Annotated in this window: 18 protein-coding genes; 5 read left to right on the top strand and 13 right to left on the bottom strand. The window is 64.8% G+C overall.

The genetic code is table 11. From position 1 onward, the window contains the following. Window positions 1–262: 262 nt before the first annotated feature. Window positions 263–442 carry a hypothetical protein gene (locus QA645_RS12520; protein WP_283050532.1) on the top strand — a complete coding sequence of 60 codons (180 nt, stop codon included), beginning with the start codon at window positions 263–265 and terminating at the stop codon, window positions 440–442. Window positions 443–618: 176 nt separating this feature from the next. On the opposite strand, the gene QA645_RS12515 is transcribed toward QA645_RS12520, so the two are convergent. The 9 genes from QA645_RS12515 to QA645_RS12475 all read right to left on the bottom strand — a co-directional run bounded on the left by QA645_RS12515 (window position 619) and on the right by QA645_RS12475 (window position 9,585). After that, window positions 619–1,788 (bottom strand): Gfo/Idh/MocA family oxidoreductase, encoded by a 1,170-nt coding sequence (locus tag QA645_RS12515; RefSeq protein ID WP_254194883.1) that lies wholly within the window; start codon window positions 1,786–1,788, stop codon window positions 619–621. A 49-nt stretch (window positions 1,789–1,837) separates the two neighbouring features. Next, entirely contained in the window at window positions 1,838–2,152 is a 315-nt protein-coding gene (locus tag QA645_RS12510; RefSeq protein WP_283050530.1) for a septal ring lytic transglycosylase RlpA family protein, read from the bottom strand. A gap of 103 nt (window positions 2,153–2,255) precedes the next feature. Continuing rightward, on the bottom strand, window positions 2,256–3,101 hold the full coding sequence (locus tag QA645_RS12505; RefSeq protein ID WP_254194884.1) for a CmcJ/NvfI family oxidoreductase: 846 nt from the start codon (window positions 3,099–3,101) through the stop codon (window positions 2,256–2,258). Window positions 3,102–3,464: 363 nt separating this feature from the next. Then, window positions 3,465–4,403, bottom strand: a complete 939-nt coding sequence (locus QA645_RS12500) for an ABC transporter substrate-binding protein (protein ID WP_283050528.1) — start codon at window positions 4,401–4,403, stop codon at window positions 3,465–3,467. Then, window positions 4,400–5,494 carry an LLM class flavin-dependent oxidoreductase gene (locus tag QA645_RS12495; RefSeq protein ID WP_283050526.1) on the bottom strand — a complete coding sequence of 365 codons (1,095 nt, stop codon included), beginning with the start codon at window positions 5,492–5,494 and terminating at the stop codon, window positions 4,400–4,402. Before QA645_RS12495 ends, QA645_RS12500 begins: the two co-directional genes overlap by 4 nt. A gap of 27 nt (window positions 5,495–5,521) precedes the next feature. After that, on the bottom strand, window positions 5,522–6,694 hold the full coding sequence (locus tag QA645_RS12490) for an acyl-CoA dehydrogenase family protein (RefSeq protein ID WP_283050524.1): 1,173 nt from the start codon (window positions 6,692–6,694) through the stop codon (window positions 5,522–5,524). After that, window positions 6,688–7,488 carry an ABC transporter ATP-binding protein gene (locus tag QA645_RS12485; RefSeq protein ID WP_283050523.1) on the bottom strand — a complete coding sequence of 267 codons (801 nt, stop codon included), beginning with the start codon at window positions 7,486–7,488 and terminating at the stop codon, window positions 6,688–6,690. Before QA645_RS12485 ends, QA645_RS12490 begins: the two co-directional genes overlap by 7 nt. Next, complete coding sequence (locus QA645_RS12480) at window positions 7,482–8,504, bottom strand: ABC transporter permease subunit (protein WP_283050521.1); 1,023 nt, start codon at window positions 8,502–8,504, stop codon at window positions 7,482–7,484. Before QA645_RS12480 ends, QA645_RS12485 begins: the two co-directional genes overlap by 7 nt. Then, on the bottom strand, window positions 8,482–9,585 hold the full coding sequence (locus tag QA645_RS12475) for an ABC transporter substrate-binding protein (RefSeq protein ID WP_283050520.1): 1,104 nt from the start codon (window positions 9,583–9,585) through the stop codon (window positions 8,482–8,484). Before QA645_RS12475 ends, QA645_RS12480 begins: the two co-directional genes overlap by 23 nt. A 487-nt stretch (window positions 9,586–10,072) precedes the next feature. On the opposite strand from QA645_RS12475, the gene QA645_RS12470 reads away from it, so the two are divergent. After that, window positions 10,073–11,053 carry an ABC transporter substrate-binding protein gene (locus QA645_RS12470; protein ID WP_283050518.1) on the top strand — a complete coding sequence of 327 codons (981 nt, stop codon included), beginning with the start codon at window positions 10,073–10,075 and terminating at the stop codon, window positions 11,051–11,053. A 136-nt stretch (window positions 11,054–11,189) separates the two neighbouring features. Here QA645_RS12470 and QA645_RS12465 read toward each other — a convergent pair whose 3' ends face one another. Continuing rightward, a complete protein-coding gene (locus QA645_RS12465) occupies window positions 11,190–11,624 on the bottom strand; it encodes a hypothetical protein (RefSeq protein ID WP_283050516.1) in 435 nt (144 codons plus the stop codon). Between the two features lie 333 nt (window positions 11,625–11,957). On the opposite strand from QA645_RS12465, the gene glgC reads away from it, so the two are divergent. Both glgC and glgA read left to right on the top strand, forming a co-directional pair. Further along, window positions 11,958–13,220: a glucose-1-phosphate adenylyltransferase gene (gene glgC / locus QA645_RS12460; protein WP_254133250.1), complete on the top strand. Its 1,263-nt coding sequence runs from the start codon at window positions 11,958–11,960 to the stop codon at window positions 13,218–13,220. Next, window positions 13,217–14,653 (top strand): glycogen synthase GlgA, encoded by a 1,437-nt coding sequence (glgA, locus tag QA645_RS12455; RefSeq protein WP_283050514.1) that lies wholly within the window; start codon window positions 13,217–13,219, stop codon window positions 14,651–14,653. The genes glgC and glgA overlap by 4 nt, the downstream gene beginning before the upstream one ends. Before the next feature lie 84 nt (window positions 14,654–14,737). Here the strand turns inward: glgA and QA645_RS12450 are convergent, their stop codons facing one another. Next, window positions 14,738–15,532: a class III extradiol ring-cleavage dioxygenase gene (locus QA645_RS12450; protein WP_283050513.1), complete on the bottom strand. Its 795-nt coding sequence runs from the start codon at window positions 15,530–15,532 to the stop codon at window positions 14,738–14,740. Window positions 15,533–15,689: 157 nt separating this feature from the next. On the opposite strand from QA645_RS12450, the gene QA645_RS12445 reads away from it, so the two are divergent. Further along, a complete protein-coding gene (locus QA645_RS12445; RefSeq protein WP_027519499.1) occupies window positions 15,690–15,869 on the top strand; it encodes a hypothetical protein in 180 nt (59 codons plus the stop codon). A gap of 7 nt (window positions 15,870–15,876) precedes the next feature. Here the strand turns inward: QA645_RS12445 and QA645_RS12440 are convergent, their stop codons facing one another. Both QA645_RS12440 and QA645_RS12435 read right to left on the bottom strand, forming a co-directional pair. Further along, window positions 15,877–17,346, bottom strand: coding sequence for a carboxylesterase family protein (locus QA645_RS12440; RefSeq protein ID WP_283050509.1), 1,470 nt, complete (start codon window positions 17,344–17,346; stop codon window positions 15,877–15,879). A 115-nt stretch (window positions 17,347–17,461) separates the two neighbouring features. After that, on the bottom strand, window positions 17,462–17,710 hold the full coding sequence (locus QA645_RS12435; RefSeq protein ID WP_309143731.1) for a hypothetical protein: 249 nt from the start codon (window positions 17,708–17,710) through the stop codon (window positions 17,462–17,464). Window positions 17,711–17,822: the final 112 nt, after the last annotated feature.

Genomic DNA, 17,822 nt, shown 5'->3' with positions numbered 1-17,822 from the left:
CCGTCTGCATCCAAAGGTCATTGCTTTCGCGCTGTAGTTGGATTTTCGACCGCCGGGGCAACCGCACAGGTTGTGAAACGAAGTCTTATTGAAACAAAAATCTTCTAGAATGTGATCTGGATAATTAGTGCTGCTTCATTTCCTACGTACAAGCAGATCAGCCAGTCGCCTCAGGTTGGCTTAACCGGCAACACTGGCTTTCGAAGCCGTCCAGCGCGGATCAGACGGTCTCAGATCGTGAATTCCAGCGATGGGGGTGACCATGCCCGCCATATTCGAATTGCTCTACAAGGAGTACTGCCGCGCGCGCCTTGCAGAGATGCGCAAGCAGCTTCTGCTCACGCGCAAACATCCAAAACAATTTCTGCCGGACGACGAACCCACCGATCCCGATGGGATGGACCCGCAACACGACGCCGACTTGAAGCGGGCGAGGGAATAATCACGCCACGGCACCGGTATCTTGGAAAGCCGCACATTTCCAGGAGGCAACATTGAATACGCCCGAATTCTATACTGCGTCGATTGCCTGCCTCTCCTGCCTGACCATTGCCGTGATGATGGTTGTCGGAGCCTGGTAGGTGGAAAGATCGATGGCGGCGAACGCGCGGCGGCGTCCTACAGCACCACGCGCCGTCCCTCTTCCGCCGCCCAATAGCCGGCATAGTTCACCTTGATGGTCTCATAGGCCAGCGCGAGATCCGACAGCGGCTGCCGTCCCGTGGCCGCGCATTCCATGAAATCCTGGATCTCCTGGAGATAGCCGCGCGTCCATTCTTCCTCGAGGCAGACATATTGCCAGCCGGTTTTGCGGTCGACCTTCTCGGTGATGTAGACCGAAGCGAGCTTCTCCTCGGAGGTCTGGTAGCTCATCAGATGATTGTTCGGGGTGATGTTGGCGAACAGCGAGCCCCCGCTGGTGTAGGTCTCGATCAGGTTGCGCACGCCGCCCATGATCATGTCGCCGGAGAACACCGTGGCCTTGGTGCCGTCGGAGAAAGTCGCCGTCAGCGTGCCCCAGTCCTCGACATCGACCGGATTGGCCTTGATGTAGGTTCGCTCCTCCGGCCTCAGCGCGGCCGTGACATTGCCGACATCGCCGGTGACGCTGGCGACCTTGATGGTCTCGCCGCGCGCCTTCGCCTCGACCTGCTTGAGATAGAGCACGGCCGAGAGCGGATGGCAGCCCATCCGGATCAGCGAGCCGCCACCGGTCATCGCCCATTGCGCGGCGTGCGCCGCGTGCGAGCCGGAATGGCTCTCCTCGCCCTTCATGAACAGTATCTTGTCTTTCGTCGCCTTGAGGATCTCCGCGGTCTTGGTCACGGCCGGCGCGTAGATCCAGTCCTCGGCATACATGAACAGCTTTCCGGTGCGCTCGATCGCGGCACGCGTTGCGTCCATCTCCTTCAGGAGGCGCTCATACATCAGTGCCTTCGGCACGTGCTTGCCGATCGGCTGCTTGTCGCCGTCACGACCGAAATAGCCGGCAAACGGCTTTTCGCAGATGACGTGCTTGCCCGCTTGCATGGCTCCGACGATCATCTCGGCATGGAGATTGGGCGGCGTGCAGATGTCGATCACATCGAGCGCGCGGTCTGCGATCAATTCTGCAAAGCTGCGATAGACCCGCGGGATGTTATGACGGGCGGCAAATTCGACGACATGATCGCCGCGTGCAGCGACCGCCGCAACCTCGACATCCACGCCGTAGACGCGCCGGAACGCATACATATGCAGCTCCGACACGAAGCCGCAGCCGACGAGTCCAACCTTGATTCCGGCCATAGCACCCCTCCCCCCTTGCTTTGGGCGGCACTATAGCGAGATGGCAGAGCTATTCCACCGAGACCCGCACCACGCCTGCGCTCATCATGCCGAGCGCGCGGGCGGCGGGCACCGAGAGATCGACGATGCGGCCGCGGATGAACGGGCCGCGATCGTTGACGCGGCATTGGATGGTGCGGCCGCTATAGGACACCTTGATCACGCTGCCGAACGGACGCGTCCGGTGCGCGCAGGTCAGCTCGCCGCCTCTCCCGGCTTTCCCGTATCCATAATATGAGGCAAGTCCGCTTTCGGCATGGGCGACGGAAAATGCAGAAAGCGAAAAACTGATCAGGCAAAACAATAGCGTCGGCTGCGCTCGCACGGCACCGCTCCCGGTTTACCCTGCCACGCGCTGCAACGTCGCCCGGTTCCATTTGGTTCCGGGAACACTGCCGGGCATCGCCCGGCAGTGCCATCACACATTGTTACTGTTTATGAAAGACCAGCGTACGCACCTCGATGCTCTCGCGCGGCGCGGCGTCGGCCGGCGTGGTCGGATCGATAAAGGCAGTGTGCGGCCCGAAACGGGTGCGGCCGTCGGTCGCCGAGTCATAGCATTTGAGCAGCAGCGCCTCGTCCGCTGTCATCTCCGGGAAATAGAACCAGCGGTGGTTCGGATTGTATTTCACCGAATAGGTTTCGCCGCGGCGATTGGGATAGATCAGGTCGGACGCGACGAGATCCTCGGGAGAGACCGTGGTGCCATCGACCATCGCGAGCGGTGAATCGCGTAAAGGTCCCCGGATCGGCCGCCAGAGGTTGATCACCTGGACGCGCCCCTTGAGCAGCTCCTCGGCTTCGTCAGGCAGATGCTCGCGCACACGGTTGGCACCGGAGACGTCGGTCTGGTCGACATGCACGCGCGTCGCGGGCTGGCGCGGGCCGCCGTCGCGAATATCAGGAGCACCCTCGACGCGCCTGCGCACGGTGTGGTCGAAGATGACGACGCGGTCGGCTTTCAGCGTCGCGCGCAGAAAGGCTTCGACAGCAGGATAGTAGACAGCGCGGATTTCCTCGTCGTTGTAAAAGTCCTTGACCTGGTTCGGATGGCGCACCAGCGCAAAGCCCTCGCGATCGAGCGAGAAATTGTCGGCGATCAGGCGCGCATCGAAGATCGGCACCTGGTGCGGCTCGGGCAACGACGTGCTTTTCGGCTCGCCCGGCGGTGGATCGAAGGCGTAAGTGCGTGGCTTGCCGGAGACCGGCGCGAGGTAGTTGAGTTCGGCGGTGACGAAGGGAAGCGATTCGATTTTTGTTTCTTGCAGGCCCATGGCCGGTCTCCCGATGTGGTCGTCCGGTTGATTTTTGACGGAGTCGAGCGTGGCGCAAGAGTGAGGCTGCAAATAGCAATGCGGGCGTTGTTCTCAACGTGAAATGCAGAAGGAACGTGTCGAGGAAGGCAGGTGTGCGTTGATCCCCTTCTCCCCTTGCGGGAGAAGGTGGCGCGTAGCGCCGGATGAGCGGTATCTATCCGCGAGTTCGAAATGCCAGAGACGTGATCGCGGAGAGAGAGACCCCTCACCCGTCTCGTCGCTCTCGCCATAGCCGATGCAAGGCATCGGCGTTCTTAGAACGACGGCCGAGGGCCGCCTATGCCACCCTCTCCCGCAAGGGGAGAGGGAAAGGAGCGCGCCTTACAACCCCGCCTTCGCGATCGCATCCGCGAACGAGCGGTCGACAATCTCTGCCGCATCGAGCTTCTGCTTGATCAGGCCCCAGCGGAAGTAGAGATCGATCGTGCTCTGCTCGTCCGCGACCACACCGTCGTCGATCGGCGCGATGCGGATTTTTGCGCGCGATAGCCAGTTCTGCGGGACGGCAGTCGGGATGTTCATCAGCTTGCCCCAGGTCTCGGCATAACCGTTGGCATTGGTCAGCGACCACGCCCGCGCCACGGTGAGGCGGCGGATGAAGTCGGTCAGCTCCGCGCGCTTGTCGCGGATCGCATCCGGCCGCGCCACCTGGAAGCTCAGGCCCGGTGTCAGGCCTTCCGCGGTGATGATGCGGCGCGACTTGAACAGCACCTCTTCCTGGCTCACGTAAGGCTCCCAGGTCGACCACGCATCGACCGCGCCTTGTGTGTAAGCGATCTTGGCATCCGACGGCGCCAGGAATGCGATCTGCACGTCGCTCGCGGACCAGCCGTTCTTCTCCAGCGCGGCCAGGATCAGCTGATGTCCGATCGAGCCGCGGCCGGTCGCGATCTTCTTGCCCCGGAGATCCGCAAAACTCTTGATCGGCGATTTTTCGGGCACGAGGATCGCGAGCCCCTCGCCGGTCTGCCGGATCGCGGCGATCGCCTTCACCGGCGCGCCGGAGGCGGCGGCGAAGGTGAAGGGCGCGTCGCCGACGAGCCCGGTCTCGATGGCACCTGCGCTCAGCGCCTCCAGCAGAGGTGCGGCCGCCGGAAACTCCTTCCACTCGATCTTGTAGGGGAGATCCTTGAGCACGCCTGCGGCTTCCATCACCGCCTGCGAATTGCCCTTCTGGTCGCCGACGCGCAGCGTCGTCTGCGCGGCCGCGAGATCAGCGCCCGCAAAAGCGAGCGCTGCAGCAATGATGAACCGGATCATTCGGCCGCGATGCCCCGCTGCTGGTCGCGTTCGGCGATCAGCTTGCGTGTCAGCGGGATCAGCTCGCGGCCGTAGTCGATGGCGTCCGGAAGCGGATCGAACCCGCGGATCAGGAAGTGGCTGACGCCGAGATCGTAATAGTCGGCGAAGACTTCGGCGACCTGCGCGGGCGTGCCGACCAGCGCAGTCGAGTTGCTGTTGGCGCCGGTGAGCTTCGCGATCTCGGTCCACAGCCGCTTGTCGACGCGCGCGCCCTGATCGGCCGCGGCCAGCAGGCGCTTGGCGCCCTCGGTCGCATGATTGGGCCGGCGATAGCCGGTCTGGTCCTGCAGCGCGGTGGCACGCTCGAGGATCCCTTCGGCCTTCTTCCAGGCGGCCTCCTCGGTGTCGGCGAGGATCGGCCGCACCGACAGGCTGAAGCGCGGGCTTGGCCGTCCATGCTTTGCAGCTGCCGCACGCACCCGCGCGGTGACGTCGCGCACCTGGGCGTAGGATTCGCCCCACAGCGCAAAGGTGTCGGCATGCTTGCCCGAAACCTCGATCGCCGCATCGGAGCCGCCGCCGACGAAGGTGTAGATGCCGCCCTTCTGCAGCGGCTTCACCTGCGAAAATCCGTTCTCGACGGTGTAGTACTTGCCGCTGTAGTTGAACGGCTTCTCGCTGGTCCATTCCAGCCGTACCACGTCGAGGAATTCGCTGGTGCGGGCGTAGCGCTCGTCCTTGTCGTCGAGCGTGTTGCCGTCCTGGCGCAGCTCGATGGCATTGCCGCCGGTGATGACGTGCAGCGAGACGCGGCCGTCATAGAGTTGATCGAGCGTGGCCAACTGGCGCGCCAGCAGCGTCGGCGCCGTAAAACCCGGCCGCTGCGCGATCATCACCTTGAGCTCTTTGGTGATGGTCAGCACGTGCTGGGCGATCTGCAACGCATCCGGCGTGGTCGAATGGAACGCCAGCAGCGCACGGTCGAAGCCCGCGAGCTCATGCGCCTTCGCCACCGTCTCGATGTAATGCGGATCGAGCACCGGCCCCTGGCGCACGATGGTCTCGGAAGCGTTGCTGTTTGCGATGAAGCCGATGAACTCGACCGACATGATGGTCTCCCTGTTGTTTTCTGAAAGCTAGAGGCCCAATGCGGCGCGGCCGAGGCCGGTGCGCGTGGCATCGTCCTGCGGCGTGTGCACGCGTCCGCACAGGACATCCCGATAATGCCGCTCCAGCGGATTGCTGCGGGACAGGCCGTGATTTCCGGTCAGCGACAGCGCGTCCTCGACCGCGGCGACCGCATTGTTGGTGACCGTCAGCTTGATGACGTTGGATTCGCCGGTGGAGAGATCGACGCCGTCGTCGAAATCGCGGGCAAAGGTGTCGAGCAGCCGGGCATTGACCGCGAGCCTGGCCTCAATGGCACCGAGGATCTCCTGCGCGCGCGGCAGGGTGGCAAGCGGCGCGCCGAGGCTGGCGGGAACGCGCTGCTTCAGGAACTGGACGAACCAGTCCCGCGCCGCACGCGCAATGCCGTCATAGATCGCGGCGACGAAGACGGTGTGCACGGTCGCCTGCGTAATGTCGCGCGCATTCCAATCCGCGGGCTTGCGGACATCGACCTCGGCATCGAGCGGGATCACGACATCGTCGAAGATGACGTCATGGCTGCCGCTGGCACGCAGGCCGTGATGATCCCAGGTCTCGACGATGCGCGTGCCCGGCAGGCCCGCCGGCACCAGGAACTGGCCGACGCGCGGCTCGGCCTCGTCGGTCCGGGCCCAGACCAGGTACCATTTCAGGATCGGCGATCCCGTCGAATAGATCTTGTGGCCGGTCAGGCGCCAGCCGGTCTCGGTGCGGCGCGCAATCGTCGCCGGCAGCCCGCCGCGCGACGGCGAGCCGAGCTCGGGTTCGACCCGCAATGCGTTGACGAGCGCTGTGCCTTCGACCGTCTCGCGCGCGAGCTTGCGCGACAGCCGCAACGGCCAGGTCGGGCTCCGCCCCATCACCAGGTGGTTGATGTAGTGCATCGACAGCACCAGCGCGGTCGACGGATCGGCCTTGCCGATGATGCCGAGGACCCGCGCGGTGTATCGCGCGCCCGCGCCGGCGCCGCCGAGCGCGGCCGGCACCGTCAGCGCAAGCAGGCCGGCCTCGGACAGCTCGCGAAAATTCTCGAAGGGAAAGCTGCCGGTGCGGTCATGCTCGGCGGCGCGCGCGGCAAAGACCGGCGCCAGCGCCTCGGCGCGCGCGATGTAGTCGGGCTCGCCATGGGCCACCCGTCCCTGAACTGCAGAAGTCACCATGTCGCATCCAATCCCAAGAGGCCAAGAATCTGACGGCGCAGATCGGCCAGATACGGGTCGCCGCGATGACGCGGATAGGGCCGGTCGACCCGGATGTCGGCCTTCACGCGCGCAGGCCGCTCGCTGAAGACGATGACGCGGTTGGCGAGCACCAGCGCCTCCTCCGCATCATGCGTGACGAGGAGCGTGGTGAAGCCCTTGCGCTGCCACAGCGACACCAGCTCGGCCTGCATGGTGATGCGGGTGAGCGAGTCGAGCTTGCCCAGCGGCTCGTCCAGGATCAGGATCTTGGGATCGTTGACCAGCGCACGGGCCAGCGCCACGCGTTGCGCCATGCCGCCGGAGAGCTGATGCGGATAGGCGGTGCGGAAATCCGACAGCCCGACGAGGTCGAGCGCGGCATCGACGCGGTGCCGCTGGCTCTTCAAGATGCCCTGCGCCTCCAGCCCCAGCGCGACATTGTCCCAGACCGAGCGCCAGGGAAACAGCGTCGGATCCTGGAACACGACGACGCGCGACGGATGTGGCCGGGTGATGCGGACTTCGTCCTCGCGCAGGCTTCCCGATTTGGGCTTGTCGAGGCCGGCGACGAGCCGCAGCAACGTTGATTTGCCGCAGCCGGACGGGCCGAGCAGCGCGACGAACTCGCCGGGCTCGACGGCGATGCTGACCTCGCTGAGCACCGGCAGCTCGGCGCCGTCGATGTCGAAGGCATGGCTGACCTGCTCGATGTCGAGCGCGGCGCCCGCAGCCGGATGCGCGGGGATTTCGGCCAATGCGGCTGCCGCTACCATTTCACGGTCCCCTTCTGCCAGACCAGCAGGCGGTCGCGGATCGAAAACAGCAGCGTGATCGCGCCGGAGCAGAGCAGCGACATCACGATCAGCGCCGCATACATGTTGGCGTAGGCCGCCCAGCCTTGCGCCCATTGCAGGTACCAGCCGAGCCCGGCCTTGACGCCGATCATCTCGGCGACGACGAGCACGGCAAAGGACGCGCCGAGGCCCATGAACAGGCCGACGAAAACGTGCGGCAGCGCGGCGGGGATCGCCACTTTCAGCACCAGGAACGACGGCTTTGCCCCCAGCGTACGCGCGACGTCATAATAGGCGTTGCTGACGCTGGCGACTCCCGACCAGGTCAGCACCGTGACCGGAAATCCGGTCGCGAGCGCGATCAGGAAGGTCGAGGCGCTCCAGCTCGACGGGAAGGTGAAAAAGGCGATCGGCAGCCAGGCGGTCGCCGGCAGCGGGCCGATGAAGCGCAGCAGCGGATGCACCCAATAGCCGACCGCGCGCGACCAGCCGATCGAGACGCCGGTCAGGAAGCCGACCGCGGCGCCGATGAGATAGCCGCCGAGCTGAAGCTTGACCGAGGCGAGCACGCTGTCGAGCAGCTTTGGCAGATCGTCGGTGTAGACCTCGATGATCGATTGCGGCGGCGGAAAGAACGGCAGCGGCAGCCAGGCGAATTTGGCGGTGGCGAGCTCCCACAAGGTCAGGACAGAGCCGAGCGCAATGAGCCACGGCGCGCGCTGGCGCAAGGCCCTGCCCGCCGATCCCAGATAGTCCGCACCGACAGTCCCGAACAGGGCGATCGCAGCGATGACGAAGGCGGCAATGCCGAGCGAATGCGTGCGCGACCAGTCCCCGACGTCCTCCCACCACAGGCAGGAGAGACCGAAGACGATCCAGGCCGCGCTGGCGGCCACGCCGGCGCCGGATTCCCGCAACCACGTCGCAAGCAGCGGTCCACGCGAGAGGCGCGGCGCGCCGGACGCGACGCCGTCAGACAGCGAATACGTCGACATAGATGCGCTCCGCGAATTTGGCGGTATCGGTGCTCTGCTTGAAGACCTGCACGCTCTTCAAATCGTCCGCATATCCCTTCAGCTCGCGCTTCAGCACCTCTCCGACGGGATGATGATGGTGGGTGTGGTAGCGCACCATGCCCTCGATGTCGGCGAGCGACGCCGTCTTCGGCGCGTAAGGCTGGAACGATTTCGCCGTCACGGCCGGATTCTGCGCGGTGAACATCGCGGCATCGAGCAGCGCCTGCGTGAGGGCGCGCGCGACCTGCGGCTCCTCGCGCACCAGGCTGCCACGCAAGCCGAGGATGCAGCAGCTCTTGTCACGATATTCGCCGTCGAGATTGGAAGCGACTTCCTTGTACTGGCTGTCCTTGAGCCAGAGATAGCCCAGCGGGTCGGACGACAGGAAGGCCTGCACCTCACCCTTCTGGACCGCGACGTCGAGCAAATTGCCGGGATAGGCGCGCCAGTCGACATCCCTGGTCGGATCGATGCCGAGCTTGGCCAGCTGAATGGAGAAGAAGTTCTTGTCCGGGCCGCCGAGGTCGCCGACCGCGACGATCTTGCCCTTGAGATCGGCGAGCTTGCTCACGTTGGAATCGGCGCGGGTCAGCACGCGCATGCAGCCGCCATGGGTGCCGGCGGCGATCTTGACATCAAAGCCCTGCTCCAGCGGCTTCAACCAGCGTAGCGCCATGCCGAGGCCGGCATCGCTCTTGCCCGTCGCGATCGCCTCGAGCAACTGGTCGGTCGAGCCGGAATAATTGATCAGCTCGACGTCGAGATTCTGCTTCTGGAAGAAGCCGTGCTCGATGGCGACCGGCACCGGAGCGAGACAGACCGCACCGGCATTCCAGGACAGTTTCAGCTTGCGCGGCGCGCCGGTGAGCGCGGGCGCGTCCGAGGCCGTCCGGCACAGCGGGAATTCCGAGAGGTCGACACCGGGCGCGATCGCCTGCGGTGCAAAGGCCTGTGCTGCACCGAAGGCACCGAGCGGCGCGGCGAAAGCTGCAGCCAGCCCCGCCTGAAGCAGATGACGCCGATCGAGGCCCGCCCCGGTGCGCTTGTTGTCGTTGCCCATCAGCCCCACTCCTGAGTTGGCACGGCTCCACCATTCACGCAACGCTTCGCGTTGCGCATGTTCCGTGCGGAGCTGCGTCGAGAGAATATTTTTCGCGGGCACTTTGCGCGCCGCGTTGATGCGATGCGCAAATCATGCGGCGCGCCTGCCGCATCGTCAATGAAATGGAATTTCGAATGTGGCGCGATGCGAAGTCATTCTCTCCATCGACGCGCAGAACGACGATGAAAGGATTTTCGCGGTGGCATCATCCCGCAACGACGCGCTGCGGCTCCATCGGTTGCTGGATTTTTGCGCATCTGCGACCGCGCACGCCGCGCGTTCTCGAAATCTGCACCGCGCTGAAACGTCATTGCCCGAGGCATCCGCAATACGGATAGCCATTTCATTGACTGCGCATCACGCAATCATAGACTTGAATCTCTCGCTGTATCACGCGCCCACGTGTCGTGGGCCAAAGTCACAAGCAAGCAACACGACAGATCACATGAGCATCAACTCCCACGACCATTCCATCACGCGCCGGTTGGCGGCCTCGCTGTTTGCTGCCGCCGTCACCTTGTCGACGGCAGCCGCGTCGTTCGCGGCCGATACGGTCGTGCTGCGCGTCGGCGACCAGAAGGGCGGCAACCGCTCGCTGCTCGAAATCTCCGGCTACGCCAAGGACCTGCCTTACAGAATCGAATGGTCGGAATTCCCGGCGGCAGCGCCGATCCTGGAAGCGCTCAATGCCGGCGCGCTCGACGTCGGCTACACCGGCGATCTCTCCTTCCTGTCGGTCTATGCGGCCGGTGCGCCGATCAAGGCGATCGGCGGCACCAAGTCGGATGCGAAGACGCAGGCGATCCTGGTGCGCCAGGATTCACCGATCAGGTCGGCGGCCGACCTCAAGGGCAAACGCCTCGCCGGCACGCGCGGCGGCTGGGGCCAGTTCCTGATCGATGCGACGCTGGAGAAGGCGCAGATCAAGTTGGAGGACGCGACCTTCGCGCCGCTCGGCCCGGTCGATGCCAAGGTCGCGCTGGTGGCCGGCTCGATCGACGCATGGGCGGTGTGGGAGCCCTATGTCTCGTTCGCCACCTTGAAGGACAAGGCGCGCGTGATCGCCGACGGCGAAGGCCTGACGCCCACCATCACCTTCATCGTCGCCACCGACAGCGCCATCGCCACCAAGCGCGCGGCGGTGCAGGACCTCCTGCAGCGGCTGAACAAGGCGCGGCTGTGGTCGCTGGATCACATCAGTGAATATGCGAGGAGCACGGCCGAGCTGACAAAACTGCCCGAGGACGTGCTGCTGGCGGCCTACACCGCGCAGCGCACCAGCCCGATCGTGATCGACGAGAGCGTCGTGAAGGAGGTACAGGAAGCCTCCGACCGCTCGACGCGCTACGGCATCCTGCCGAAGACGCTCGACGTCAGCAAAGCCGTCGACCGCAGCTTCACCGCCGCGGCCGCGGGATCGAACTAGCGCGGGAGCGGCGAGATGCGCAGGCTTCGCCTCAAAGCCGGCCCGCTGCATCTCGCCGCGATCGTGCTCGGGCATCTCGCCTGCATGAGCTTGATCGTGTGGCTATCGCTTTAGGCCACCACTCAGGCCTGCGCGATCACCAATAGTGTTGGTAGTAGGGGCGGTAATAGGCCCGCGGCCGATAGTAGCCATAGCTGTAGTAAGGACGGGGACGGTAGTAGGGACGGTAGCCGTAACCGTAACCCGCTCCGTAACCGCCGCCATAATAAGCCGGCGCATACCCGTAGCCGTAGCCCGGCCCTGGATACCCATAGCCACCGTAATACGGCCCGCCGCCGTAATAACCATAGGGCCCGCCGCTGGCGATGGCGCTTCCGATGATCGCGCCGGCCGCAAGGCCGCCAAAGCCCCATCCCCAGCCGCGCCAATAGACCGGTGTGACATCATCCCCGGCCGCCGCCTTCATGGCCGCAACATGGGTCGGCAGCGGGGCCGCTGTCACCTGCCCGGGCTGGCCCGCCACGACCGCAGCCGTGAGCGAGCAGGCAATTGCCGTTTTCCAGATACTCATCGCCTTTCTCCCTCTGAGGTTTCGTTATGGAAAAGGATCGCAGCGTCACGCTTCAGGCATCCCAGCGTCAAGTCGAATCCTCGAGCTTGCGTGCAGCGCACAAGATGCCGCAGGTGCCCGAAATATGATCCTCCGCGGCGCCGACATGACACCGGGACGACGGCTCCGGAGGGCCTGCGCCCCCGGGGCAAAGCGTTAAGCTTCCCATGCGTTCGCAACCAACAAGCACCTTCCCGATTTACTATTCGTACCGTTACTATCGGTTCCAACGATGCGCGGCCGGGAAGCGTCTCGCGAAGGCCTTGGTATGCGCCTGAGTTCAGGGAGGATGACATGAGTGCTGCCGGAAATGAGCCGCTTGCCCGCCAGGCCCTGGCATTTGTCCTGGCTGGCGGACGCGGCAGCCGGCTGCTGGAATTGACCGACCGGCGCGCCAAGCCCGCGGTCTATTTCGGCGGCAAATCCCGCATCATCGATTTCGCGCTGTCGAACGCGGTCAATTCCGGCATCCGCCGCATCGCGGTCGCCACCCAGTACAAGGCGCACAGCCTGATCCGGCATCTTCAGATGGGCTGGAACTTCTTCCGTCCCGAGCGCAACGAGAGCTTTGACATCCTGCCTGCGAGCCAGCGCGTCTCGGAGAACATGTGGTATGTCGGCACGGCGGACGCGATCTACCAGAACATCGACATCATCGAGTCCCACAACGCCCGCTTCATCGTGGTGCTGGCCGGCGATCACGTTTATAAAATGGATTACGAGGTGATGCTGCGACAGCACGTCGACAGCGGCGCCGACGTCACCGTCGGCTGCCTCGAGATGCCGCGCGCGGAATCCTCCGGCTTCGGCATCATGCATGTCGACGAGAACGGCTGGATCCAGCAGTTCCTGGAAAAGCCCAAGGATCCGCCGCCGATGCCGGGCAAGCCTGATGTCTCGCTCGCCAGCATGGGCATCTACGTGTTCGACGCCAAATTCCTGTTCGACCAGCTCAAGCGCGACGCCGAGGATACCAACTCCAGTCACGATTTCGGCAAGGACATCATTCCCTACATCGTCAAGAACGGCCGCGCCATCGCGCATCAGTTCTCGACCTCCTGCGTGCGCTCGGGCAACGACCCCCGCTCCTACTGGCGCGATGCAGGCACGGTGGATGCCTATTGGGCTGCCAATATCGACCTCACCGACGTGGTGCCGGAGCTCGACCTGTTCGACCGCGCCTGGCCGATCTGGTCTTATGCGGAGATCACGCCGCCGGCGAAGTTCGTCCATGACGAGGAGACCCGGCGCGGTTCGGCCGTGAGCTCGCTGGTCTCCGGCGGCTGCATCATCTCCGGCGCGGCGCTGCGCCGATCGCTGCTGTTCACCGGCGTGCGCATCAATTCCTATGCCCATGTCGAGAACGCCGTGATCATGCCTTACGTGAATGTGGGACGCGGAGCCCGCTTGAAGAACGTCGTGATCGATCGCGGCGTCGAGATCCCCGAAGGCCTCGTGGTCGGAGAGGATCCCGAGTTCGACGCAAAGCGCTTCCGCACCACCGAACAGGGCATATCGCTCGTCACCCAATCGATGCTCGACAGGCTCAATACATGACGCCTGTTCGCGTCCTTGCGGTCGCCTCTGAAGTCTACCCCATCGTCAAGACCGGCGGCCTCGCGGACGTTGCCGGAGCGCTGCCGATCGCGCTGAAGGCGCATGGCGTCGAGATGCGCACGCTGATGCCGGGCTACCCGGATGTGATGCGGCTGCTGTCGGGCGCGGAAGAGATCCGGCGCTGGCCGGATTATTTCGGCGGGCCCGGGCGACTGCTCGCGGGCTCCCATGACGGGCTCGACCTGTTCGTGCTCGACGTGCCGCACCTCTACGCACGGCCGGGCAATCCGTACGTCACCGCGGACGGTATCGACTGGCCGGATAATGGCGTGCGCTTCGCCGCGCTGGCGCGCATCGCGGCCGATATCGGCCACGGTCTCGTCGCAAGCTTCGTGCCCGATGTCGTGCACGCCCATGACTGGCAGGCCGGGCTGGCGCCGGCCTATCTGCACTACGACGGCGGGGCACGCCCCGGCACCGTCATGACCATTCACAACATGGCCTATCAAGGCAAGTTCGACCGCACGCTGGCGGCCGCGATCGGCTTACCCCACGACGCGTCGTTCGACGTCCACGGCCTCGAATATTTCGGTGGCATCAGCTTCTTGAAAGCCGGGCTGCAACTGGCCGATCGCATCACCACGGTGTCGCCGACCTATGCGCGGGAGATCCAGAGCGACGAGGGCGGCATGGGGCTCGGCGGCCTGCTGCGCGAGCGCGCAAGCGTGCTGAGCGGCATCCTCAACGGCATCGACACGGAGGTCTGGAATCCGCACACCGATCCGCACATCGCCTACCGCTTCAGCGCCGAGGAGCTGTCGTTTCGCTCGGCCAACAAGGCGGCGCTGCAGCAGCGGTTCGGCCTCGAACCGCGGCCGGATGCGCTGCTGCTCGGCGTTATCAGCCGCCTGTCATGGCAGAAGGGGCTCGATCTGCTGTTGGATTCCATGCCCACCATCCTGGGCGATGGGATGCAATTGGCCCTGCTCGGCAGCGGCGATGCCGAACTGCAGGATCGCTACCTGGCAACTGCGCGCGGACATCAGGGCCGGATCGCGGCCGTGATCGGCTATGACGAGGCGCTCGCGCATCTGATCCAGGCCGGCTCTGACGCCCTGATCGTGCCGTCGCGGTTCGAGCCGTGCGGGCTGACCCAGCTCTGCGCGCTGCGCTACGGCGCCGTTCCGATCGTGTCGCGCGTCGGCGGCCTCGCCGATACCGTGAACGAGACGACCGGCTTCACCTTCGGGCCCGTGACATCGGCCAATCTCTCGGCAGCGCTGGGGCGCGCGAGCTTCACCTTCCATGACAGGGCGGCGTGGCGGCAATTGCAGCTCGCGGGCCTCGCGACCGACGTATCCTGGCGCAACCGGGCCGGCGAGTACGCGGCACTCTATCGCGGCCTGATGGCATCCCGCTTGCGCGGTGCGTAGGGCGGATTAGCCGAAGGCGTAATCCGCCGCCTTTGGTGCGGCCCGATGGCGGATTACGCTTCGCTAATCCGCCCTACGAGTTCATCACCCAAACACATACGACGCCATCGCCACGTTCGCGACCTCGTCGACGAAGACGCGCTTGCCGACGTCGCTGCCCGCGGCGCCTGCGGCGACCATCAGCGGCAACAGATGATCCTCGCGCGGATGGGCGAGGCGCGCACTCGGCGCGTTCTCCCAGTCGACCAGCATCGCATTGCGACGCGCCGCATCCGGATTGCCGATCGCCTCGTTCAGATAGGCCTCGAAATCGTATGAGACGGGCTTGGACTCCGCGCGGCCAAAACCGCGCATGTTGTGATAGGTGAGGCCGCTGCCGACGATCAGAATGCCTTCGTCGCGCAGCGAGGCGATCGCCTGCCCGACCTTGACGTGCTCGGCCGCGTCATAGCTCGACTTCAGCGACAGCAGCACGATCGGCATGTCGGCGTTGGGATACATCAGGCCGAGCGGCACGAACGTGCCATGGTCAAAACCCTGATTGGGATCTTCCCGGCAATCCAGGCCCGCGCGCGTGAGCAGCGTCCTCACCTCCGCAGCCAGCTCGGGCTGGCCCGGCGCCGGATATGTGATGTGGTAGGTATGCTCGGGGAAACCGTAATAGTCGTACACCATCGGCGGATGCGCCGAAGTCGACACGGTGAAGGCGTCGGCCTCCCAATGGCCGGTGATGACGAGCACGGCCTTGGGCTTTGCGGGCAGAAGCTGCGGCAGCCGACCGAATTCCGCGGCCGTCTTCGCATATTGCACCCGCCGGTCCTCCATGAAGGGCCAGGGGCCGCCGCCGTGGGACAGGAACAGGGTCGGAAATCGCGTCATTTGCGTCAGCTCGTTTCGTGGACGACATGCGCGTGTAGCAGTCGCGCAATCGGCGGCGAGCATAGGCAAACCCGTATGGTTAGCAAGTCGTTAACGATTTGCCGCCCACAATCCGGCGTGGCCGAAGGAATCGGCCTGAAGACAAGCGAGACGTGAGATGAAGAAGTTTGCGCTGGGGGACGTCGTCAACAGTGACAAGGGCCGCCGCGGCGTCGTTCGCGCCGCCTATCGGTCGAAGGAAGGCCAGCAGTTCTATGCCGTCGAGAAGGACGGCGCGATGGACTATCTGGAAGAAGACCGGCTGAGCCCGGCGCCGCGCGTCGAGCTCGCGGCCTAACTCCAACTCATTTTCCGTTTTCGCGCGCGAGCCGGTCCAGACGCTCCACCCAGGGGTCGTCGCCGCTAGTGATGCGATCATTCGTGATCAGCAGCAGATGGTCGCGGTCCGCGACCGCGTCCCAATGCGGCAGCTCCGCGCCGTTCGGGTCGCCGCTCCTGGCAAAGTTGATCCAATAGGCGCGCATGCGGTTTGCGACCTCGCGGTCCCGTCGCGAGAAGATGCCCGCACCAGGCACGCCCTCCGCGCCGAAGATGAACTGCAGCTCGCGCCCATGGCCTTCGTCGGGATTGCCGCGCCGGGCTTCCGGCACGTAGGCAAAGCGATAGCGGAAGGTCGGTGCGCCGGTCGTGGCATGAAGCCGGGCGAGCATGCGCACCGGCTCGGAGAAAACCTTGTCGGTGTAGAAGCTCGCCGCAACGTCCGACGACCTCGCGGCACCCGGATAGAGCTTGCGCAGCGCGTCGATGCTCTCGCCCGAAGCGGACAGCATCTCCTTGACCTCGAGCTCGCTGTCGAAACGGGTCTCGTCGTCATTCGACCCGATGATCAGGGGAATGCGGCTCTCATGGGCCGCCGCAAATCCCGCGGCGATGTCTTCCGTCACCAGCTGTCCGTCCATCGCCGGCGCAAAGCTGCGCGGCGCTTTGTCCAGCAGACGTTTTTCCGTGGCAAGCAGACGTGCCGGTTCGACGGCACGCAGATCCGCCCCGTGCCCGAGCGCTGCAACAAATTGCCGGCCTGCGGCCTCGGCCTCCTGCGACGAAGGCAGGAGTGCGCGGCCGGGCACCGATTGCAGGATGGCCTTTTGGAAGAGATCGCGGGATTGGGCGCACAGCATCAGCAGCGCGATCGACGTGGCACCGGCGCCGTTGCCGAACAGCGTGACGTTGTTCGCATCGCCGCCGAAGGCCGCGATGTTGTCGTGCACCCAGCGCAGCGCCGTGACCTGGTCCATCAGGCCGAAATTACCGGAGCCGCCGTCCGACAGCGCGGGATGCGTCAGCCAGCCGAGCGCGCCGAGACGATAATTCACGGTGACGATGATGAGCCCGGCCTGCGCAAACAATGAGCCGTCGAACAGCGGATCACTGGCGGTGCCCACGAAAAAATCGCCGCCATGAATGAACACCATCACCGGCAGCGGCCCGTCGACGCCGAAGGGACGAAACACGTTGAGCGTCAGGCAATCCTCGCGCCCGGCCGGCAGCGATGGCTGGAGACAGGGCGCGCCATAATCGTAGGCCGTGCTCATCTCCGAACTCTCGGGCAATGCCTGCGGCGGACGCCAGCGCAGGCTGCCGACCGGCGGCGCTGCATAAGCAAGGCCCTTGAATGAGGCCACCTCGCCTTTGACGGCGCCGAGCATCTGGCCTTCGCGCGTCAACGCAAATGGAAATTGCCCAACCGGCTGGGCCACGGCCGCGCCGGCAGAGAGCAATGCAAAGGCTGCAATGAGCGCAAGCAGGGACCGCATCTTCGGGGGATCTCGATGCGCGGAAATGTTCGCCGTCAGGTTACGTCCGCGGCCCGCCGTGAGGCAAGCTGCGTCTTAACCTCGCCCCGCTTGCCAAGTTGTGCAGCCGATGTGCCTACCCGCCCTTGGCAATGATCTCCGCCAGCGCACGTCGTGCGATGATGCCGAGCTCGCCGAGCGTGGAGTGGCCGGATTGCGCCGCCTCGATCAGGCGCTCGGCGATGAACCTGCGGCTGTCATGACCGCCGCCATGCGGCAATTGGCGGCACGTCTCCTCCAGGACGACGTCCATGTTGGCTTTGGTGCGCTCACTCAACTCTGTCATGACGCCCGGTCGGTACGCGTGGCTTGTAGCCGCAAGCATACACAGACGGATCATGCATGATTAGCCCGGGTAATCACGGCCATTGTGCATCGCGATGCGTGCATTGAAGCAGGGTTCGCGCCGCCACGATGACGCCGCAACGACTACCGAA

It is taken from the genome of Bradyrhizobium sp. CIAT3101 (assembly GCF_029714945.1).
Lineage (GTDB): Bacteria > Pseudomonadota > Alphaproteobacteria > Rhizobiales > Xanthobacteraceae > Bradyrhizobium.
This window is presented reverse-complemented; position numbering and strand designations above follow the sequence as displayed.

Coding starts and splice junctions, on each gene's coding strand:
- QA645_RS12520 (WP_283050532.1), top strand. CDS start 263: ATGCCCGCCATATTCGAATTGCTCTACAAGGAGTACTGCCGCGCGCGC.
- QA645_RS12515 (WP_254194883.1), bottom strand. CDS start 1,788: ATGGCCGGAATCAAGGTTGGACTCGTCGGCTGCGGCTTCGTGTCGGAG.
- QA645_RS12505 (WP_254194884.1), bottom strand. CDS start 3,101: ATGGGCCTGCAAGAAACAAAAATCGAATCGCTTCCCTTCGTCACCGCC.
- QA645_RS12500 (WP_283050528.1), bottom strand. CDS start 4,403: ATGATCCGGTTCATCATTGCTGCAGCGCTCGCTTTTGCGGGCGCTGAT.
- QA645_RS12495 (WP_283050526.1), bottom strand. CDS start 5,494: ATGTCGGTCGAGTTCATCGGCTTCATCGCAAACAGCAACGCTTCCGAG.
- QA645_RS12490 (WP_283050524.1), bottom strand. CDS start 6,694: ATGGTGACTTCTGCAGTTCAGGGACGGGTGGCCCATGGCGAGCCCGAC.
- QA645_RS12485 (WP_283050523.1), bottom strand. CDS start 7,488: ATGGTAGCGGCAGCCGCATTGGCCGAAATCCCCGCGCATCCGGCTGCG.
- QA645_RS12480 (WP_283050521.1), bottom strand. CDS start 8,504: ATGTCGACGTATTCGCTGTCTGACGGCGTCGCGTCCGGCGCGCCGCGC.
- QA645_RS12475 (WP_283050520.1), bottom strand. CDS start 9,585: ATGGGCAACGACAACAAGCGCACCGGGGCGGGCCTCGATCGGCGTCAT.
- QA645_RS12470 (WP_283050518.1), top strand. CDS start 10,073: ATGAGCATCAACTCCCACGACCATTCCATCACGCGCCGGTTGGCGGCC.
- QA645_RS12465 (WP_283050516.1), bottom strand. CDS start 11,624: ATGAGTATCTGGAAAACGGCAATTGCCTGCTCGCTCACGGCTGCGGTC.
- glgC (WP_254133250.1), top strand. CDS start 11,958: ATGAGTGCTGCCGGAAATGAGCCGCTTGCCCGCCAGGCCCTGGCATTT.
- glgA (WP_283050514.1), top strand. CDS start 13,217: ATGACGCCTGTTCGCGTCCTTGCGGTCGCCTCTGAAGTCTACCCCATC.
- QA645_RS12450 (WP_283050513.1), bottom strand. CDS start 15,532: ATGACGCGATTTCCGACCCTGTTCCTGTCCCACGGCGGCGGCCCCTGG.
- QA645_RS12445 (WP_027519499.1), top strand. CDS start 15,690: ATGAAGAAGTTTGCGCTGGGGGACGTCGTCAACAGTGACAAGGGCCGC.
- QA645_RS12440 (WP_283050509.1), bottom strand. CDS start 17,346: ATGCGGTCCCTGCTTGCGCTCATTGCAGCCTTTGCATTGCTCTCTGCC.
- QA645_RS12435 (WP_309143731.1), bottom strand. CDS start 17,710: ATGCTTGCGGCTACAAGCCACGCGTACCGACCGGGCGTCATGACAGAG.